The 15067-nt window shown below is 65.0% G+C and carries 16 protein-coding genes; 10 read left to right on the forward strand and 6 right to left on the reverse strand.

Annotation, left to right across the window (positions count from 1 at the left end; translation table 11 throughout):
* Positions 1–39: 39 nt before the first annotated feature.
* Positions 40–1002 (forward strand): patatin-like phospholipase family protein, encoded by a 963-nt coding sequence (locus tag ACZ5TO_RS08210; RefSeq protein WP_184141552.1) that lies wholly within the window; start codon positions 40–42, stop codon positions 1000–1002.
* A gap of 85 nt (positions 1003–1087) precedes the next feature.
* Here the strand turns inward: ACZ5TO_RS08210 and ACZ5TO_RS08215 are convergent, their stop codons facing one another.
* On the reverse strand, positions 1088–1516 hold the full coding sequence (locus tag ACZ5TO_RS08215; RefSeq protein WP_184141550.1) for a CBS domain-containing protein: 429 nt from the start codon (positions 1514–1516) through the stop codon (positions 1088–1090).
* A gap of 186 nt (positions 1517–1702) precedes the next feature.
* Positions 1703–2443, reverse strand: coding sequence for a rhomboid family intramembrane serine protease (locus tag ACZ5TO_RS08220; protein WP_464800162.1), 741 nt, complete (start codon positions 2441–2443; stop codon positions 1703–1705).
* Between the two features lie 293 nt (positions 2444–2736).
* Between ACZ5TO_RS08220 and ACZ5TO_RS08225 the strand changes: the two genes are divergently transcribed.
* From ACZ5TO_RS08225 to ACZ5TO_RS08250, 6 genes are all read left to right on the forward strand, one after another.
* Positions 2737–3381, forward strand: a complete 645-nt coding sequence (locus ACZ5TO_RS08225) for a PAS domain-containing protein (RefSeq protein ID WP_464800163.1) — start codon at positions 2737–2739, stop codon at positions 3379–3381.
* Positions 3382–3514: 133 nt separating this feature from the next.
* On the forward strand, positions 3515–4126 hold the full coding sequence (locus ACZ5TO_RS08230) for a PilZ domain-containing protein (RefSeq protein WP_184141544.1): 612 nt from the start codon (positions 3515–3517) through the stop codon (positions 4124–4126).
* A gap of 475 nt (positions 4127–4601) precedes the next feature.
* Positions 4602–5201 carry a transglutaminase-like cysteine peptidase gene (locus ACZ5TO_RS08235; RefSeq protein WP_464800164.1) on the forward strand — a complete coding sequence of 200 codons (600 nt, stop codon included), beginning with the start codon at positions 4602–4604 and terminating at the stop codon, positions 5199–5201.
* 237 nt (positions 5202–5438) lie between these two features.
* A complete protein-coding gene (locus tag ACZ5TO_RS08240; RefSeq protein ID WP_464800165.1) occupies positions 5439–6200 on the forward strand; it encodes a hypothetical protein in 762 nt (253 codons plus the stop codon).
* A 105-nt stretch (positions 6201–6305) separates the two neighbouring features.
* Positions 6306–7742: an SPOR domain-containing protein gene (locus tag ACZ5TO_RS08245; protein ID WP_464800166.1), complete on the forward strand. Its 1437-nt coding sequence runs from the start codon at positions 6306–6308 to the stop codon at positions 7740–7742.
* A 156-nt stretch (positions 7743–7898) separates the two neighbouring features.
* The gene (locus ACZ5TO_RS08250; RefSeq protein WP_184141536.1) at positions 7899–8171 is read left to right on the forward strand and encodes a hypothetical protein; all 273 of its coding nucleotides are present in this window, start codon (positions 7899–7901) and stop codon (positions 8169–8171) included.
* Between the two features lie 11 nt (positions 8172–8182).
* Here ACZ5TO_RS08250 and ACZ5TO_RS08255 read toward each other — a convergent pair whose 3' ends face one another.
* Positions 8183–8620 (reverse strand): DUF1489 family protein, encoded by a 438-nt coding sequence (locus tag ACZ5TO_RS08255; protein WP_184141534.1) that lies wholly within the window; start codon positions 8618–8620, stop codon positions 8183–8185.
* Between the two features lie 74 nt (positions 8621–8694).
* Positions 8695–10095: an L-serine ammonia-lyase gene (locus tag ACZ5TO_RS08260; protein WP_184141532.1), complete on the reverse strand. Its 1401-nt coding sequence runs from the start codon at positions 10093–10095 to the stop codon at positions 8695–8697.
* A gap of 562 nt (positions 10096–10657) precedes the next feature.
* On the opposite strand from ACZ5TO_RS08260, the gene ACZ5TO_RS08265 reads away from it, so the two are divergent.
* From ACZ5TO_RS08265 to ACZ5TO_RS08275, 3 genes are all read left to right on the forward strand, one after another.
* Positions 10658–11347: a DUF599 domain-containing protein gene (locus tag ACZ5TO_RS08265; protein WP_184141530.1), complete on the forward strand. Its 690-nt coding sequence runs from the start codon at positions 10658–10660 to the stop codon at positions 11345–11347.
* A 99-nt stretch (positions 11348–11446) separates the two neighbouring features.
* Complete coding sequence (locus ACZ5TO_RS08270) at positions 11447–12466, forward strand: acetyltransferase domain-containing protein (RefSeq protein WP_464800167.1); 1020 nt, start codon at positions 11447–11449, stop codon at positions 12464–12466.
* Between the two features lie 4 nt (positions 12467–12470).
* A complete protein-coding gene (locus ACZ5TO_RS08275) occupies positions 12471–12944 on the forward strand; it encodes a methyltransferase family protein (protein ID WP_464800168.1) in 474 nt (157 codons plus the stop codon).
* Between the two features lies 1 nt (position 12945).
* On the opposite strand, the gene ACZ5TO_RS08280 is transcribed toward ACZ5TO_RS08275, so the two are convergent.
* Both ACZ5TO_RS08280 and mgtE read right to left on the reverse strand, forming a co-directional pair.
* The gene (locus ACZ5TO_RS08280; RefSeq protein ID WP_464800169.1) at positions 12946–13332 is read right to left on the reverse strand and encodes a MerR family transcriptional regulator; all 387 of its coding nucleotides are present in this window, start codon (positions 13330–13332) and stop codon (positions 12946–12948) included.
* Positions 13333–13396: 64 nt separating this feature from the next.
* Positions 13397–14827 (reverse strand): magnesium transporter, encoded by a 1431-nt coding sequence (mgtE, locus tag ACZ5TO_RS08285; protein ID WP_184141522.1) that lies wholly within the window; start codon positions 14825–14827, stop codon positions 13397–13399.
* Between the last annotated feature and the right edge of the window lie 240 nt (positions 14828–15067).

Genomic DNA, 15067 nt, shown 5'->3' on the forward strand with positions numbered 1-15067 from the left:
TTCATCGCCGCGAATTCCTCTTGGGAACGGAGGTCCGCAATGCTGAACTGGAGTTTCAATCGTAGCCTCGTAACGGCGGATGCATCGGATCCGGGCGGACCTTCCATGAACGACATGTCCCATATTCCCCAGCCGGCCCTGCCGCGCAAATCCAAGATCGCACTCGCACTCGGCGGCGGCGCCGCCCGCGGCTGGGCCCATATCGGCGTCTTGAGGGCGCTGGAGGAGGAAGGCATCGAGGTGGGCATGATCGCCGGCACCTCCATCGGCGCGCTCGTCGGCGGCTGTTATCTCGCCGGCAAGCTCGACGAGCTGGAGGCCTTCGCCCGCTCGCTCACCATGCGCCGCATCGCCAGCCTTCTCGATTTCACCATTCGCGGCTCCGGCCTCTTCGGCGGCATGCGGCTGACCAAGCGCATGCAGGAGCATCTCGAAAACCTCTCGATCGAGGATCTCGACCGCCCCTTCGTCGCCGTCGCGACGGAAGTCAACAGCGGCCATGAGGTGTGGATCAACGGCGGCTCCCTCATCACGGCGCTGCGCGCCTCCTATGCGCTGCCCGGCATCTTCGAGCCGATCAAGTGCAACAACCGCACGCTGGTCGACGGCGCACTGGTCAATCCGGTACCGGTCTCCGTCTGCCGCGCCTACGAGGAACCGCTGGTCGTCGCCGTCAACCTTAATTACGACCTCTACGGCCGCTCGGCGGTGATCAAGCACAGCGCCAGCCAGCAGAAGATCGAGGAGCCGCGCCAGGAAGACAGCGCCGCCCGGCTCGGCCTGACGGGCGTGATGGTGCAGTCCTTCAACATCATCCAGGACCGCATTTCGCGCGCGCGCCTTGCCGGCGATCCGCCGGACCTCGCGCTGCATCCCAAACTGTCGGATATCGGCCTGTCGGAATTCCACCGCGCCGGCGAATCCATCGAGCGCGGATACCTGGAAACCAAGGCCCGGATCTTCGAAATCAAGCGCATGCAGGAGGTCGTGCTGATGCGCTGAGGCGCGCCGCAGGCGGATATCATGGAGAGAGACGGCGGGCGGAGCGATGGGATCGTTCCGCCCGAAACCGTATAAGGCGCCGGGATCAGCTTGAGATATAGGCCTTGATCGCCTCGGCCTCGTGCTGGATCGCGCGGATGTGGGATTTCACCACGTCGCCGATCGAGACGATGCCGACGAGCCGCCCTTCCTTTTCCACCGGGATATGGCGGGCGCGCAGCTTGCTCATCATTTCCATGAGGTCGTTGACGCTCTGGTTCTCGCCGCAACGATAGACATTGCCCCACATGATGGAGGAAATGGGCTTGTCGAGGCACTCGGCCCCGTTGCGGGCAACGGCGGCCACGATGTCGCGCTCGGTCGCAATGCCCGCGATGCGGTCGTTGCGGTCGACGATGACGATGGCGCCGATGTGGTTTTCATGCAGATAGACGGCAGCCTGCCTGACGGTGAGCTGCGGACCGCCGGTTACGACATTGCGGCCTTTTTCGTCCAGTATTGCCTTTACATACATGCGTACCTCCCGTGTGCATCATGACGCAGAGAGGCGGGGCAACCCGTGCAGGAATGCCCTGCCAGTACGTGGGCGGCATCCCTTCCTCCTTGCGGATGCCGCGCCGTTCCGGTGGCATGTGCGAACCGGAACGCATGCATGGTGCGCCACGAAAAAGGCGATTGCAAGACCGCTAATGGACTATCGTTAATCCCGCCGGGGCTCGGCGACGACGACGTCGAAAACCGGGAAAAAGAGGAAGCCGAAGAGGAAGCCGCCGATATGCGCCTCCCAGGCGACGGCGCCGCCGGCGACCGGCCCGAAGATCTGGCCGAAGCCGATCAGGAAGTTGGTGAGGAACCAGATGCCGGAGAAGACCAGGACCGAGCGGTTGGAAAGCGCCTCGGGGATCGTCAGGCGCCGGTTGAGATGGGCGAACTGCCGGCTGATGCGCCCGCTCGGCGAGAAGACGAAGCGCGCCGCCGCCCCCATGAGGCCGGAAACGACGCCGGAGGCGCCGACGACGAGGATCATCTCGCCCCAGTGCAGCGCGGTATGGAAGGCGACGGCCGCCGCGGACGAAAGGCACCAGAAGAGGAAGAAGCGGCCCGGGCCGATGCGCCGCACCACCGGCGCGCCGAAGGCGACCATCCAGAAGGCGTTGAAGATCAGGTGCTCCCAGCTGCCGTGCAGCAGCGAATAGGTGGCGGGGCTCCACAGCCAGCCCATGCCCTGCTCCGGGCAGGCGACGGCATAGCAGCCCGGCACGAAGGCGAAGTGCAGGAGCACGAAGCTGTCGGCCTCCGGCGAAAGCAGATAGGTGCGCACGAGATGGACCAGCGTCAGAAGCGCGAGCGCCAGCACGAGGCCCTGCGGCAGGTTGAAGGCCGGCTCCCGCTTGCGCGTCTCCGCCGCCCCGCCCTCGATTTCGACCCCGTCGTTACTCATGACAATCCATCCGCTCTCGAAACAGAATCGCGCTTATACAGAGAAAAGAAAGGCCGTGCAGCTTTCGCTGAACGGCCGGCGCCCCCAATCCCCGGGACAATAATCTGATGTGCAGTAAACCATTCCCTCGTGGAGGGATGGCCGGATGTTCCACGGGATGGGCACCCGACGCAACGTAAACCAAACATTAACCTTAACATCGCGCTGGCACGAAACTCGCAACGCCATCGGAAAATGCCCGATCCGGCCTCCCTCATGTGCCGGAACGGCACGGAATCGATCGGATGATGCGCATGCAGACGAAGGCCGCGACGGCTCTTTACGATTACTGGACACGCCAGCGCGGCGAGCGGCCCGTGCCGCTGCGCGCCGCCATCGAGCCTGCCGACATCGCCGCCATCCTGCCGGACGTCTTCATCCTCGAGCAGAGCCGCCTGCGCAATCCGCGCTTCCGGCTGGCCGGCACGCGCTTCTGCGCGCAGTTCGGCCGCGAGCTGAAGGAGACGGATTTCGACGCGCTGTTCTCGCCGGACCTGCGCAGCCGCGTCGCGCGCATCACGGAGAACGTGATGGCCCATGCGACGCCGGCGATCATGACCGTCCAGCTCGTCGACGGCGCGCTGGAGACGACGGACGCGGAGATCGTCCTGCTGCCGCTCGCCTCCAAGGGCAGGACCGCGGATCGCATCATCGGGGCATTCGCGCCCCTGCCCGGCCAGCGCCAGCCGCTCTCGGCCTTCCGCTATGCGACGCTTGGGTCCGTATCGGTCATCGATCCGGCGCGCATGCGCACCCTTGCCGGCAGCCGGCCGGCCGTGCCCATGCCGGTTTCCGTCATGGCCGTGCGTCCGTCCACCCTCGGCCAGGCCTTCAGCCGGGTCATGCATCTGCGGATATTCGAAGGCGGGAGGAACGCCGGCGAACCGCGCGAGCGCTGACGATACAACCCGAAACGCCTGAAAGTTGTCGTTTCGCCAACGCCAGATGGCATTCCATCCGTCCGGCAAACCTTCTGTTAACCTCGAAAGGTTAAGAGTTGGAAATAGATAGGATCATCAGGCCCCCGCGCTCATGTATTCATTCCAGCAATCATCGCCTGCCGCCAAGAAGCCGCAGCCCGAGCAGCGCAGCTTCCAGCGCGTCTCGGTGAATCTGCCCGGCCGCCTGATGGTGGCAAGCCACGACGAATACGATTGCACGGTCCTCGACATGTCGCCGGGCGATGCCGCCTTCCAGTGCGCTGCCCGCCCGCGCATCGGCGAGCGGATCATCGCCTATGTCGACCATCTCGGCCGCATCGAGGGCACGGTCGCCATCGTCAACGACACGGGCTTCGCCATCCTGCTCAACGCGACGGACCGCAAGCGGGAAAAGCTGGCCGCCCAGCTCACCTGGATCGCCAACAAGCACGAGCTCGGCCTGCCGGAAGACCGCCGGCACAACCGCCTGACGCCGCGCAACACCAGCACCGACCTGACGCTCGACGACGGCCGGCGCTACCCCTGCCGCATCATCGACCTCTCGCTCTCGGGCGCGGCGGTCGACATCGACGTGCGCCCGGCGCTCGGCACGCCGGTCCAGCTCGGCCACATGAAGGGCCGCGTGGTGCGCCACTTCCAGGAGGGCGTCGCCATCGAGTTCTCCTCCGTCCAGTCGAAGGAAGCCCTGACCGCGTTCCTGTAGCGAATCGGCACAGCTCATTGTCGGCACTGTCCGGAAGGGGCCATCGGCCCTTTCTGCTGTTTCAGCCCGGCACATCGCCCCGGCAAGAATCCCGAAAATTTTTTTTCGTCAAAATCGGCCGTCCGCGCCGGGACGGAGAGAATCGGCGACCCGGAAGCGGAATTCTGCCGCTCGCCACCCTATCAGAGAATCCGGGGAAGCAGCCGTTTCGCGGCCACGGGCTGAAGCACCGCTCCTGAAAATCAGGGATTATCACTTCCGAATCAAACGCTTGCCGATTTCGCCAGCGTTCGCGCCGGCGCGAAAACCGTTCAAAATTTAATCAAAAGCGCCTCAAATACAGATAAAGTGTATTTCGAATTTTCTTCTTATTTTATACTTATGTGATCTTGATTTGAACTAAGTTATACTTCGGCTTTTCGCGCAAGCTCAAAACATAGCTGTCATTGTGACCTCATCAAACGGGGACGACACAATGACAAAAGCCATCAAGACAGGGACGTTTGCATTCCTCTTCTCTCTGGCCGCAGCACAGGCAGCGATGGCCCTTCCGGCGAACATTCCGCTGGCGGGCGCGACCAACCAGCCGATCGGCCATTACGAATTCTGCAAGCGCTACAGCGACGAGTGCGGCCCGAACGGCAGGGATGCCGGCCCGCTCGTGCTGACGCAGGAAAACTGGAAGACGATCCTCAACGTCAACTACACGGTCAACACCGATATCCAGCCGATGACCGACATGGAGATCTACGGCGTCGAGGAGGAATGGGCCTATCCGGATCTTGCCGGCGACTGCGAGGACTATGTGCTCCTCAAGCGCAAGAAGCTGATCCAGGCCGGCATCTCGCCCGCCAACCTCCTCATCACCGTCGTGCTCCAGCCAAACGGCGAAGGCCATGCCGTGCTGACGGTTCGCACCGACCGCGGCGACTTCGTGCTCGACAACATGCGCAACAAGGTCCTGCTCTGGTCGGAGACGGAATACCGCTTCCTCAAGCGCCAGTCCTCGGCAAATGCCGGCAAGTGGGTGAAGCTGCAAGACGGTCGTGCCGACGCCGTCGGTAGCGTCCGGTAGTCTGCGGCGCCGCATGAAGAGACTGCCCGGCAGCAATGCCGGGCGAAAGAAAGGGCCCGGTCAGTCCCCCAATCCCCGTCCCCGACCATGGCCCAGCGGCCGGTTCTATTGTCCCGGAACCGGCCGCTTCCTTTTTCAGCCATCCGCCGCAATGCCATTTCAACCAAAAATTAACCCTGTTCGCAGACGCTTCGCCCAATCGTTCCGCAACGGCGAACGAGCATCCGCGAGGGGAAGATGGCTGCGGTAACCACCGGCAACGAAGAACATGCCCCGCTGATCTCCAACCGTTTCCTGACGCGGCTGACGATCGGCGTCGCGATGCTCGCCGGCCTCACCGTGGCGATCAGCGTCGGCGGGCGTATGCTGGGCGAGCGCATCGCCCTTGCCGGCCACACGGAAAGCACCGAACCCGTCGACATCGTCATCGGCCAGGACCAGATCCGCCTGCCGGCCAACACGATCCGCTTCGAGGAGCAGCGCCTGACCGGCCGCGCCGAGCATGTGGACCTCTACCTCACCTGGCCGGAGATGAACGGCTACAGCAACGGGGAACGCACCCGCTTCAACGATGCCACACGTCCGGAAGGTTTGATTTTCCTCAACCTTTCGCAAAGCACCATGTCGCGGGACATGTCCGGAAGGCTGGAGCCGATCTACAGCCATCTCTTCGACGACCGGCCGGAGCCCGGCCCCGACGGCCTCACCCTGCAGCGGCTCAGGGAGAATTCCGGCTACGGCGACGAGGTCTTCTTCACCGGCATCCTGCCGGACGGCTCGGACTATGCCGTGCGCTGCATGATGCCGGAAAACGAATCGCAATCGACCAGCGCGGATTGCCAGCGCGATATCCACATCGGCCGCGATCTTTCTGTGCTTTATCGCTTTTCGAGCAGACTTTTGCCGCAGTGGCGCGCCATGGAGGCGCGCGTGCGCGACTATCTCGGCCGATCCTTCGTCGAAAACGGCCGCTCCGTCTCCACCGCCCTCAAGCCGTAAAACACCACCGATCTCAGAAACCAATGATTCATCATAAACCGATTGGTAACGCTGTGCCGCTACTGTGCTGCCAACGGTCGCCCCGGGAAATCCCGCCCGGACAACATGTGCAATCCGAGAATGAAGAGTAGCGTAGTGCCCCGTTCCGTATTCCTCGACTTCCTCCCCCGCTCCTGCCGGGCAGTCGCCAATGCGGCGAAAAGCCTTGCAATGATCGGAATGGTCGCCACCCTTGCCTTCGCCGCGCCGGCGGCAGCAGCGCAATATGCCGGCATCGTCGTCGATGCCAAGACGGGCAAGGTGCTCTACAGCGAGGACGCGGACGCGTTGCGCTACCCGGCGTCGCTGACGAAGATGATGACGCTTTACCTCACCTTCGAAGCGCTGGAAGCCGGCAAGATCCGCCTCGATTCGCGCGTGCCTTTCTCCAAGAACGCCGCCAGCGAGCCGCCGACCAAGCTCGGCGTCGGCGCAGGCAAGTCGATCACCGTGGAACAGGCGATCCTCGGCCTCATCACCCGCTCGGCGAACGATGCCGCGACGGCCCTCGGCGAACTGCTCGGCGGTTCGGAAGAGCGCTTCACCCGCATCATGACGCAGAAGGCCCGCGCGCTCGGCATGACGCGCACCGTCTACCGCAACGCCAACGGCCTGCCGAACACCGCGCAGGTGACGACCGCGCGTGACCAGGCCCGCCTCGGCATCGCGCTGCGCCAGCACTTCCCGCAGTATTACCACTATTTCTCCGTGACGAGCTTCCGCCTCGGCAAGCAGGTCATCCGCGGGCACAACCGCCTGCTCGGCTCGGTGCGGGGCGTGGACGGCATCAAGACCGGCTACACCCGCGCTTCCGGCTACAATCTCGTCAGCTCCGCCGTCGCCGATGGCCGCAGCGTGGTCGGCGTCGTCATGGGCGGCCGCTCGGGCGCCGCACGCGACCAGCAGATGCGCAAGCTCCTTGCCGCCTATATGCCGAAGGCCTCGCGCCGCGGCAGCGGCGACCTGATCGCCGAAACCAGGGACGCCCCGACGCTGAGCGCCGACAGCGCAGCCGCCGTCGCCAGCGTCGACCTGCCGGAAAGCGGCCCGATCCCGACCTACCGCTACAATGAAGCCCGCATCGAGACTGCTTACGCTGCAACGGAAAGCAAGGCGGAGATCGTCGGCAAGCGCGCACTCGCCGCCACGCTGAAGCTGCAGCGCGAAGCCGCCGTGCCGCAGGAGGAAGTCACCGGCGAAGGCGATGCCGACGTCGACGAACTGACCACCTCGGCCGTCAAGGCCGACCCCACCCCTTCCGGCTGGGTGATCCAGATCGGCGCGACGCCGGACCGCGACCAGGCGCAAAAGCTTCTCGCCAAGGCACAGGACCAGGGCGGCAAGGCGCTCTCCCGCGCAACCCCGTTCACCGTGGCCGTCGCCAGCGACAATGGCCAGCTCTACCGCGCCCGCTTCGGCGGCTTCGGCGACCAGGACCGCGCAGCCTCCGCCTGCAAGGCGCTGAAGCGCAAGGGCTTCGCCTGCTGGGCCAGCCAGCAGTAACAGTACCGGATCGCGCTCCGGCGCGGTCCCTGATTTCCGCCTTGCACCCGCAACGGCCGCCGGAAGGTATTGCGTACCGGAGGCCGCGGGGGAAGGCCGGCGGAGGCCGCTTGCGGCTCTGCCATCCTCGATTGGGTATAGCGTACGAGGCAGATCATGGCGATGAACGAGAACCTGTTCGATGTTGAGCCCGCGGCGCGCGACGCCAAGCGCAAGTCGCTGAAAGGCACGCTTCATCCGCTGCACGAGGCGGCGATGCGCATCGCCGATATCGGGCTCGGCCGTTCCCGCAACCGGACGAAGGATCTCGTCGGCATGCTGCTCGCCCACGGCGCAAGAGCCTGGCGCTCGGGCCAGCCGGCCGCCGGGATCCATCTCCATGTCGGCATCAGCGAGCACCGTTATCCGGTTCGCCTGCGCCTGCGCTGATTTTCAGACTTTTAGAGAAGACCGAGCTCGGCGAGTTCCCGCCGAAGCTCCAGCGGCAGGTCCGCGGCGCCCTCGCCCATGTTCTTCAGGTCGCGCGGCGCATCGTCTTCCGTCAGGTAGCGCCAGCCCTGGAAGGCGCGGCGCGGCTGGAATTCCGTCTCGACGACCTCCGGCCCAAGCACCAGCTCGCAGCGGGAAATGCCGTTCGCATCGGTGAAGGTCTTGATGTCGAGAAGCTGCTGGCGGGCCTGCACCTGCCCCTTGATCACCCAGTAGAGCGAGCCGCCGTCGAGCAGCTCCCGGTCCCGCTTCGGGATCATCCGCGTGATGTGGCTGGAATGCGGCTCCATGCCCGCCGCCATCGCGATCAGCGAGCGTTCGGACACCCATTCGCGCAGGTCCTCGATCGAGTCCGCGCCGACACAGAGTTTGATGAGATGAAGGGCCATGCCCCTTTCAACGCCTTGCCGGCGGCCGGGTCAAGAGGCCGCCGTGTCGCACTCCACAAGGAAGAGATAAAGCCTCAGCACTCCACCACGTTGACGGCAAGGCCGCCTGTCGAGGTTTCCTTGTACTTCTCGTTCATGTCGACGCCCGTCTGGCGCATCGTCTCGATACAGGCGTCAAGCGGCACGAAATGCTTGCCGTCGCCCTTGATGGCGAGCGAGGCGGCCGTCACGGCCTTCACCGCGCCGAGCGCGTTGCGCTCGATGCAGGGCACCTGCACGAGGCCGGCAATGGGGTCGCAGGTCATGCCGAGATGGTGTTCCAGCGCGATCTCGGCGGCATTCTCCACCTGTTCCGGCGTGCCGCCCATGACGGCGGCAAGGCCGGCGGCGGCCATCGCCGAGGCGGAGCCCACCTCCCCCTGACAGCCGACTTCCGCGCCCGAGATCGAGGCGTTGTGCTTGATGATGCCGCCGACGGCCGCGGCCGTCAGCAGATAGTCGCGGATGCCGTCCTGGTCGGCATCCTCATGGAAATGCTGGTAGTAGCGGATCGTGGCGGGCACGACGCCCGCCGCCCCATTGGTCGGCGAGGTGACGACGCGCCCGCCGGCGGCGTTCTCCTCGTTGACGGCCATCGCATAGACGGAGAGCCAGTCGTTGGCGAGCAGCGGGTTCGCCTTGTTGGAGCGCCACTCCTCCTGCAGCTTGTCGTGGATCGAGCGGGCGCGGCGGCGCACCTTCAGGCCGCCCGGCATGATGCCCTCGTTGCGAAGGCCCCGGTCGATACAGGTCTTCATCGCCTCCCAGATGCGGTCGAGGCCGGCATTCAGCTCGTCGCGCGACATGGTGGCTTCCTCGTTCGCGCGCTTCATCTGCGCGATCGTCATGCCGGAGCGCTCGGCCATCTCCAGCATCTGCTTTGCCGAGGCGAAGGGGAACGGCACCTTCTTGTCGCTGGCGCGCGCCTTGCTGGTGCGCATCTGCTCCAGTTCCGTATCGGTGACGACGAAGCCGCCGCCGACGGAATAGTAGATGCGCTTCAGGAGCAGCCGGTCGTCGCGGTCGTAGGCGGAGAAGGTCATGCCGTTGGCATGGCCCGGCAGCGGGTTCTTCTTGTCGAAGATAAGGTCGGTCTTCGGCTGGAAGGCATAGCCGGGATGGCCGGGCGGCGTGATGCGCCCCGTGCGCTCGACTTCGGCGACGATGGCGTCCATCCGGTCCGGGTCGACCGAATCGGGCCGCTCGCCCATCAGGCCGAGGATGACGGCACGGTCCGAGCCGTGGCCGATGCCGGTATAGGCGAGCGAGCCGTGCAGGCTCATGCGGACCGCGGCGACATGGGCGCCGGAGGGGCGCGGCCAGTCGTCGGAGAGAATGAGATCGAGGAAACGGTTCGCCGCCGACATCGGCCCCATCGTGTGGGAGCTGGACGGCCCGATCCCGATCTTGAAGACGTCAAACACCGAAAGAAACATTTCCGGACTTCTCCTTGCCGCGGCAGGCTATGCTGTGTCTGTTGAAGCTACGTTATCACGCGCCGCGCCCACGGCGATCTCCCGACATCGGGTTTTACCAACGCGACATGCCGCCAAAACAAAAGCAGCGCGTCCGAGGGAGCGCGCTGCTTATGTAAGGTCGGTGGCCCGGGATTTTCAGATGCCGCCGAAGAGATGAGCGATGGCGAGAACGGCGCCAAAACCGAGAACTGCGCGGACGGTGATGCCCCAGCAGGACTTCTGAACGGTACTTTCCATGATTTCCCCGATGGAAGATGTCGTCGCAGCAGCCGTCTTCGGCGCTGCTCGGGGCCCTGTTTAGTGAAGATTTGATGAAACCGCAATCGCCAAAAATGGCAGAACCAAGGCACGAATGGCATAGGAGCCACGCACCGGGCGCATGACCTGTCGCAAAATCAGACAGTTACAGGTAGCGGCAGCGGGCGGGCCATGCCTCTTTGCCGCCCCATGTTTTAACAGCTTTGATCGGACCGTCGCGGCCCGCTTGCAAATTGCGCGATCCGTGGCACAAGGCAGGACCATGAGCACACCCGACCTTGCCGCCCTCGTCGTCTTCATCACCCTGTGGATCGGGTATTCCTGGATCACCGACCGGGCGAAATTCCTCGACCGGGTGAGCCTCACGCGGGCGATGAGCTCGCAGCGCACCATATGGATCCGCAACGCGCTCCACCGGGACCTGCGCATGATCGACACGCAGATCATGGCGGGCCTGCAGAACGGCACGGCCTTCTTCGCCTCCACCTCGCTGCTGGCGCTCGGCAGTTGCTTCGCGCTTCTGGGCGCCACCGAGCAGGTCTTCGCCATCTTCAACGACCTGCCGTATTTCTTCCACGGCAGCCGCGCCGGCTTCGAGCTGAAGGTCGGCGGGCTTGCCATCATCTTCGGCTATGCCTTCTTCAAGTTCGGCTGGTCCTACCGGCTCTTCAACTATTGCACGATCCTGCTCGGTGCGATGCCGATGAGCGGCGACATCCACAAGGACCCGGCCGGGGCCGAGCTTGCGGCCGACAAGGTCATCCACATGAACATCCTGGCGGCCAAGCAGTTCAACATGGGCCTTCGCGCCATCTTCCTGTCGATCGGCTATCTCGGCTGGTTCGCCAGCCCCTATCTCTTCATGGCGACGACCGCCGGCATCACCGTCGTGCTCGTGCGCCGGCAATTCTATTCGGCTGCGCGCGCGGCCGTGCTCGAAAGCCTCGACTGAACCCCAGCAACCCCGGCCAGCCACCTTTCCGCCATCCGCCCGGCGCAAGTTTGGCGTGGCATATTCCCATGGACCCAGGCAATGCGGCGACCGCGAACCATGACGACGACGGTGATTGACGGCAGTGTGGAGGACGGCAGCGCGCGAACGCGCCGCCTGCCGCGCATTCCGCTCATAGACCAGGCCCGCGCCGTCGCGCTGATCGCCATGGCGGTCTATCACTTCACCTGGGACCTCGGCTATTTCGGCTATATCGAGCCGGAGACCGCGACGACCGGCAGCTGGCGCATCTTCGCGCGGCTGATCGCCGGCAGCTTCCTGGCGCTCGCCGGCTTCAGCCTCGTGCTCGGCCATGCGCAGGGTTTTCGCCCGCGGCCGTTCCTCATCCGGCTTGGCAAGATCGGCCTTGCGGCGGCGCTGATCACGCTCGCCACCTGGTTCCTCTTCCCGCAGACCTTCATCTTCTTCGGCATTCTGCATGCCATCGCGGCGGCGAGCCTCGTCGGCCTCCTTTTCCTCCGCCTGCCGGTAGTCGTGACGCTGCTCGCCGCGGCGGCGGCCGTCGCCGCGCCGCTCTACCTGCGTTCGCCCGTCTTCGACCATCCGGCGCTCTGGTGGGTCGGCCTTTCCGTCGACCTGCCGCGCTCGAACGACTATGTGCCGCTGCTGCCCTGGATCGCCCCCGTGCTCCTCGGCATCGCACTCGCCCGCGTCTTCCTCGCAAGCCCGCTTCCCGAGCGGCTCGCCGGCGTGGGGACTGCGACAAAGGCGCGGTGGAAAACCTTTCTGGCGACGGCCGGCCGTCACAGTCTCGCCATCTACCTTGTCCACCAGCCCATCCTGATCGCGCTGGTCTATTGCTTCTCGCTGGTCTTTCCCGCCCCCGCGCCGGATCCCGTCGAAAGCTACATGAAGAGCTGCACCCGCGCCTGCACCAACGAACGCGACGGAGGCTTCTGCGAGAGCTTCTGCGGCTGCACGCTCGACAGGCTGCAGCAGGCAAACCTCTTCGCCGACCTCAACAGCGGCGCAATCGACGTCACCACGGACGAGCGCATCTCGGCGATCTCGTCGCAATGCACGGCAAATGCCGAAACGAGGCCCGACCTCAAGGAGTAGGATCATGAACGCCTATCGCGTGAAGCCACTCGCCTTTCCCTGGCCGCCGCTGATCTATGCCGCGGCCGTAGCGGCAGCCTTCCTGCTCCAGGCGTGGTGTCCTCTCGAGACGGCGCAGACGGAGGTCTGGATCGCCCGGGCGGCGGGCGGCGTGCTGATCGCGGCGGCGGCGGTGCTGGACGTCTGGGCGATGCGCACCCTGCTCGACTGCCAGACGGCGATCATGCCGAACCGCTGCTCCACCCATCTGGTGACGCGCGGCCCTTACCGCCTCACGCGCAATCCCATCTATCTCGGCTATACGCTGGCGACCGCAGGCCTCGGCCTCGTCATGCTCAATCCCTGGTGCATCGTGACGGCGATGGCAGCGGCCGGGCTTACGAACATCGTCGCCATCAAGCGCGAGGAACTGCATCTCCTCTCGCGCTTCGGCATCGATTTCGAACGCTATTGCAACGGGACGGCGCGCTGGATCTAGCTCAGGTGCCGACGCCGATCTCGGCAAGGCGCGTGAGGCAGGCTTCCTCGACATTGTCGAGCTCGGCGAGCGTTTCCTCGATATCACGCCGCTTCTGGCGCAGGTCCTCGCGCTTTTCGCTGACCTTCTGCATCAGCATTTCGAGCTGGCCCACCTCGCCCGGCGGGTCCTTGTAGACTTTGATGATCTCGCGGATCTCGGCAATGGTGAAGCCGATGCGGCGCCCGCGCAGGATTTCCTGGATCAGCCGGCGGTCGGCCGGGCGGAAAAGCCGCGTGCGGCCGCGCCGCTCGGGATTGATCAGCCCCTCGTCCTCGTAGAAGCGCAAGGTGCGGGTGGAAACCCCGAATTCGCGCGTCAGCTCGGTTATGGTATAAAACTTGTCCACGCCTGCTCCGATCTTCTCTGGGCAGGCATTTTATTGACTTTTACGTATAAGTCAATTTTTTCGCTCAGCGGATGGCGAACCACCAGGTCGCAAGCCCGAGAAACGCGAAGAATCCGACGATATCCGTCACCGCCGTCACGAAGACGCTGGAGGAGACGGCCGGGTCCGCGCCGGCCCTGTCGAGCAGCATCGGGATCATGATGCCGGCGAGCGCCGCCGCGCACATGTTGATCATCATGGCGGCCGCGATGACGAGGCCGATATTGCCGTCGTGGAACCAGAAGCCGGCGACGAGGCCGATCATCAGGCCGAAGGCGAGGCCGTGCAGCAAACCGACGCCCGCCTCGCGCCGCACGACGCGCCAGGCATTGTGGATGTCGAGGTCGCGGGTGGCGAGCGCGCGCACCGTCACGGTCATCGTCTGCGAGCCGGCATTGCCGCCCATGCCCGCCACGATCGGCATCAGCACGGCGAGCGCCACGATATCCTCGATGGTCGCCTCGAACAGCGAGATGACGGAGGCCGCGAGGAAGGCCGTCAGGAGGTTGACCAGCAGCCAGGGCGCACGCGAGCGCACCGTCTCGATGGTGCTGTCCGACAGTTCTTCGTCGCCGACGCCGCCGAGGCGCATCAGGTCCTCCTCGGCCTCTTCCTGGATCACGTCCACCACGTCGTCGATGGTGAGCACGCCGACGAGGCGGCCGTTCTCGTCGACGACCGCGGCGGAGAGCAGGTCGTACTGCTCGAAGAGCTGCGCGGCCTCTTCCTGGTCCATCTCCGCCGGGATGGGATGGTTCGTCTCGCGCATCATCGCCTCGATCTTCGTGCCGCGCGGCGTGCGCAGGATGCGGTCGAGGTCGACGGCGCCGAGCAGGCGGAAGGTCGGGTCGATGACGAAGACCTGCGAGAAGCTCTCCGGCAGGTCGGCGTCCTCGCGCAGGTAGTCGATCGTCTGGCCGACCGTCCAGAACGGCGGCACGGCGACGAACTCGGTCTGCATGCGCCGGCCGGCCGTGCTCTCGGGATAATCCAGCGAGCGGCGCAGGCGGATCCGTTCGGTGAACGGCAGCTTGGAGAGGATCTCTTCCTGATCCTCCTGGTTAAGGTCCTCCAGGATGTAGACGGCGTCGTCCGAATCCATCTCGCCGATGGCGGCGGCGATCTGCTCGTTCGGCAGGTGCTCGACGATATCGAGGCGGATCGCCTCGTCCACCTCGGTCAGCGCGGCAAGGTCGAAGTCCGCGCCGAGCAGCGAGACGAGCTGGCGTCGCTGTTCCGGCTGGATCGCCTCGAGAAGGTCGCCCATTTCCGATTCGTGCAGCCGCGCGACATGGCGGCGCAGGAACAGGAGGTCGCCGTCGGCAATGGCCGCGCCGACATGCATGAGGAAGTCCGAGCGGATCGAACCGTCCTCGGCATAGATATCCTCGCCGTCGAAGGTGCTGTGCCCTGCCTCGGTTTCGAGAACGCGGCTATCGTCGCCGGTGTCTTCCATCGGGCCGCTCCTCTTGCCGGGGTCGCCCGGCCCGGGCGTCAGCGGGGGCTGGGACGACGGAATTGCTGCAGGGTTGGTGCGGCGCCTCGTTCCGCGCCGCATGCCCCCGTGCTAGCGCAAAGCGCCCGGCCGGTCCATCGCCGAAAGCGGCAAATGGGCGTCACTGGAAAAAATTTCGCAAGCTGTTGCAATTTCATGCAAATCGCACGATTCGCACCGCCGGCGTTTTCGCACCGGCGC

The organism is Shinella sp. Sh6 (assembly GCF_055392685.1).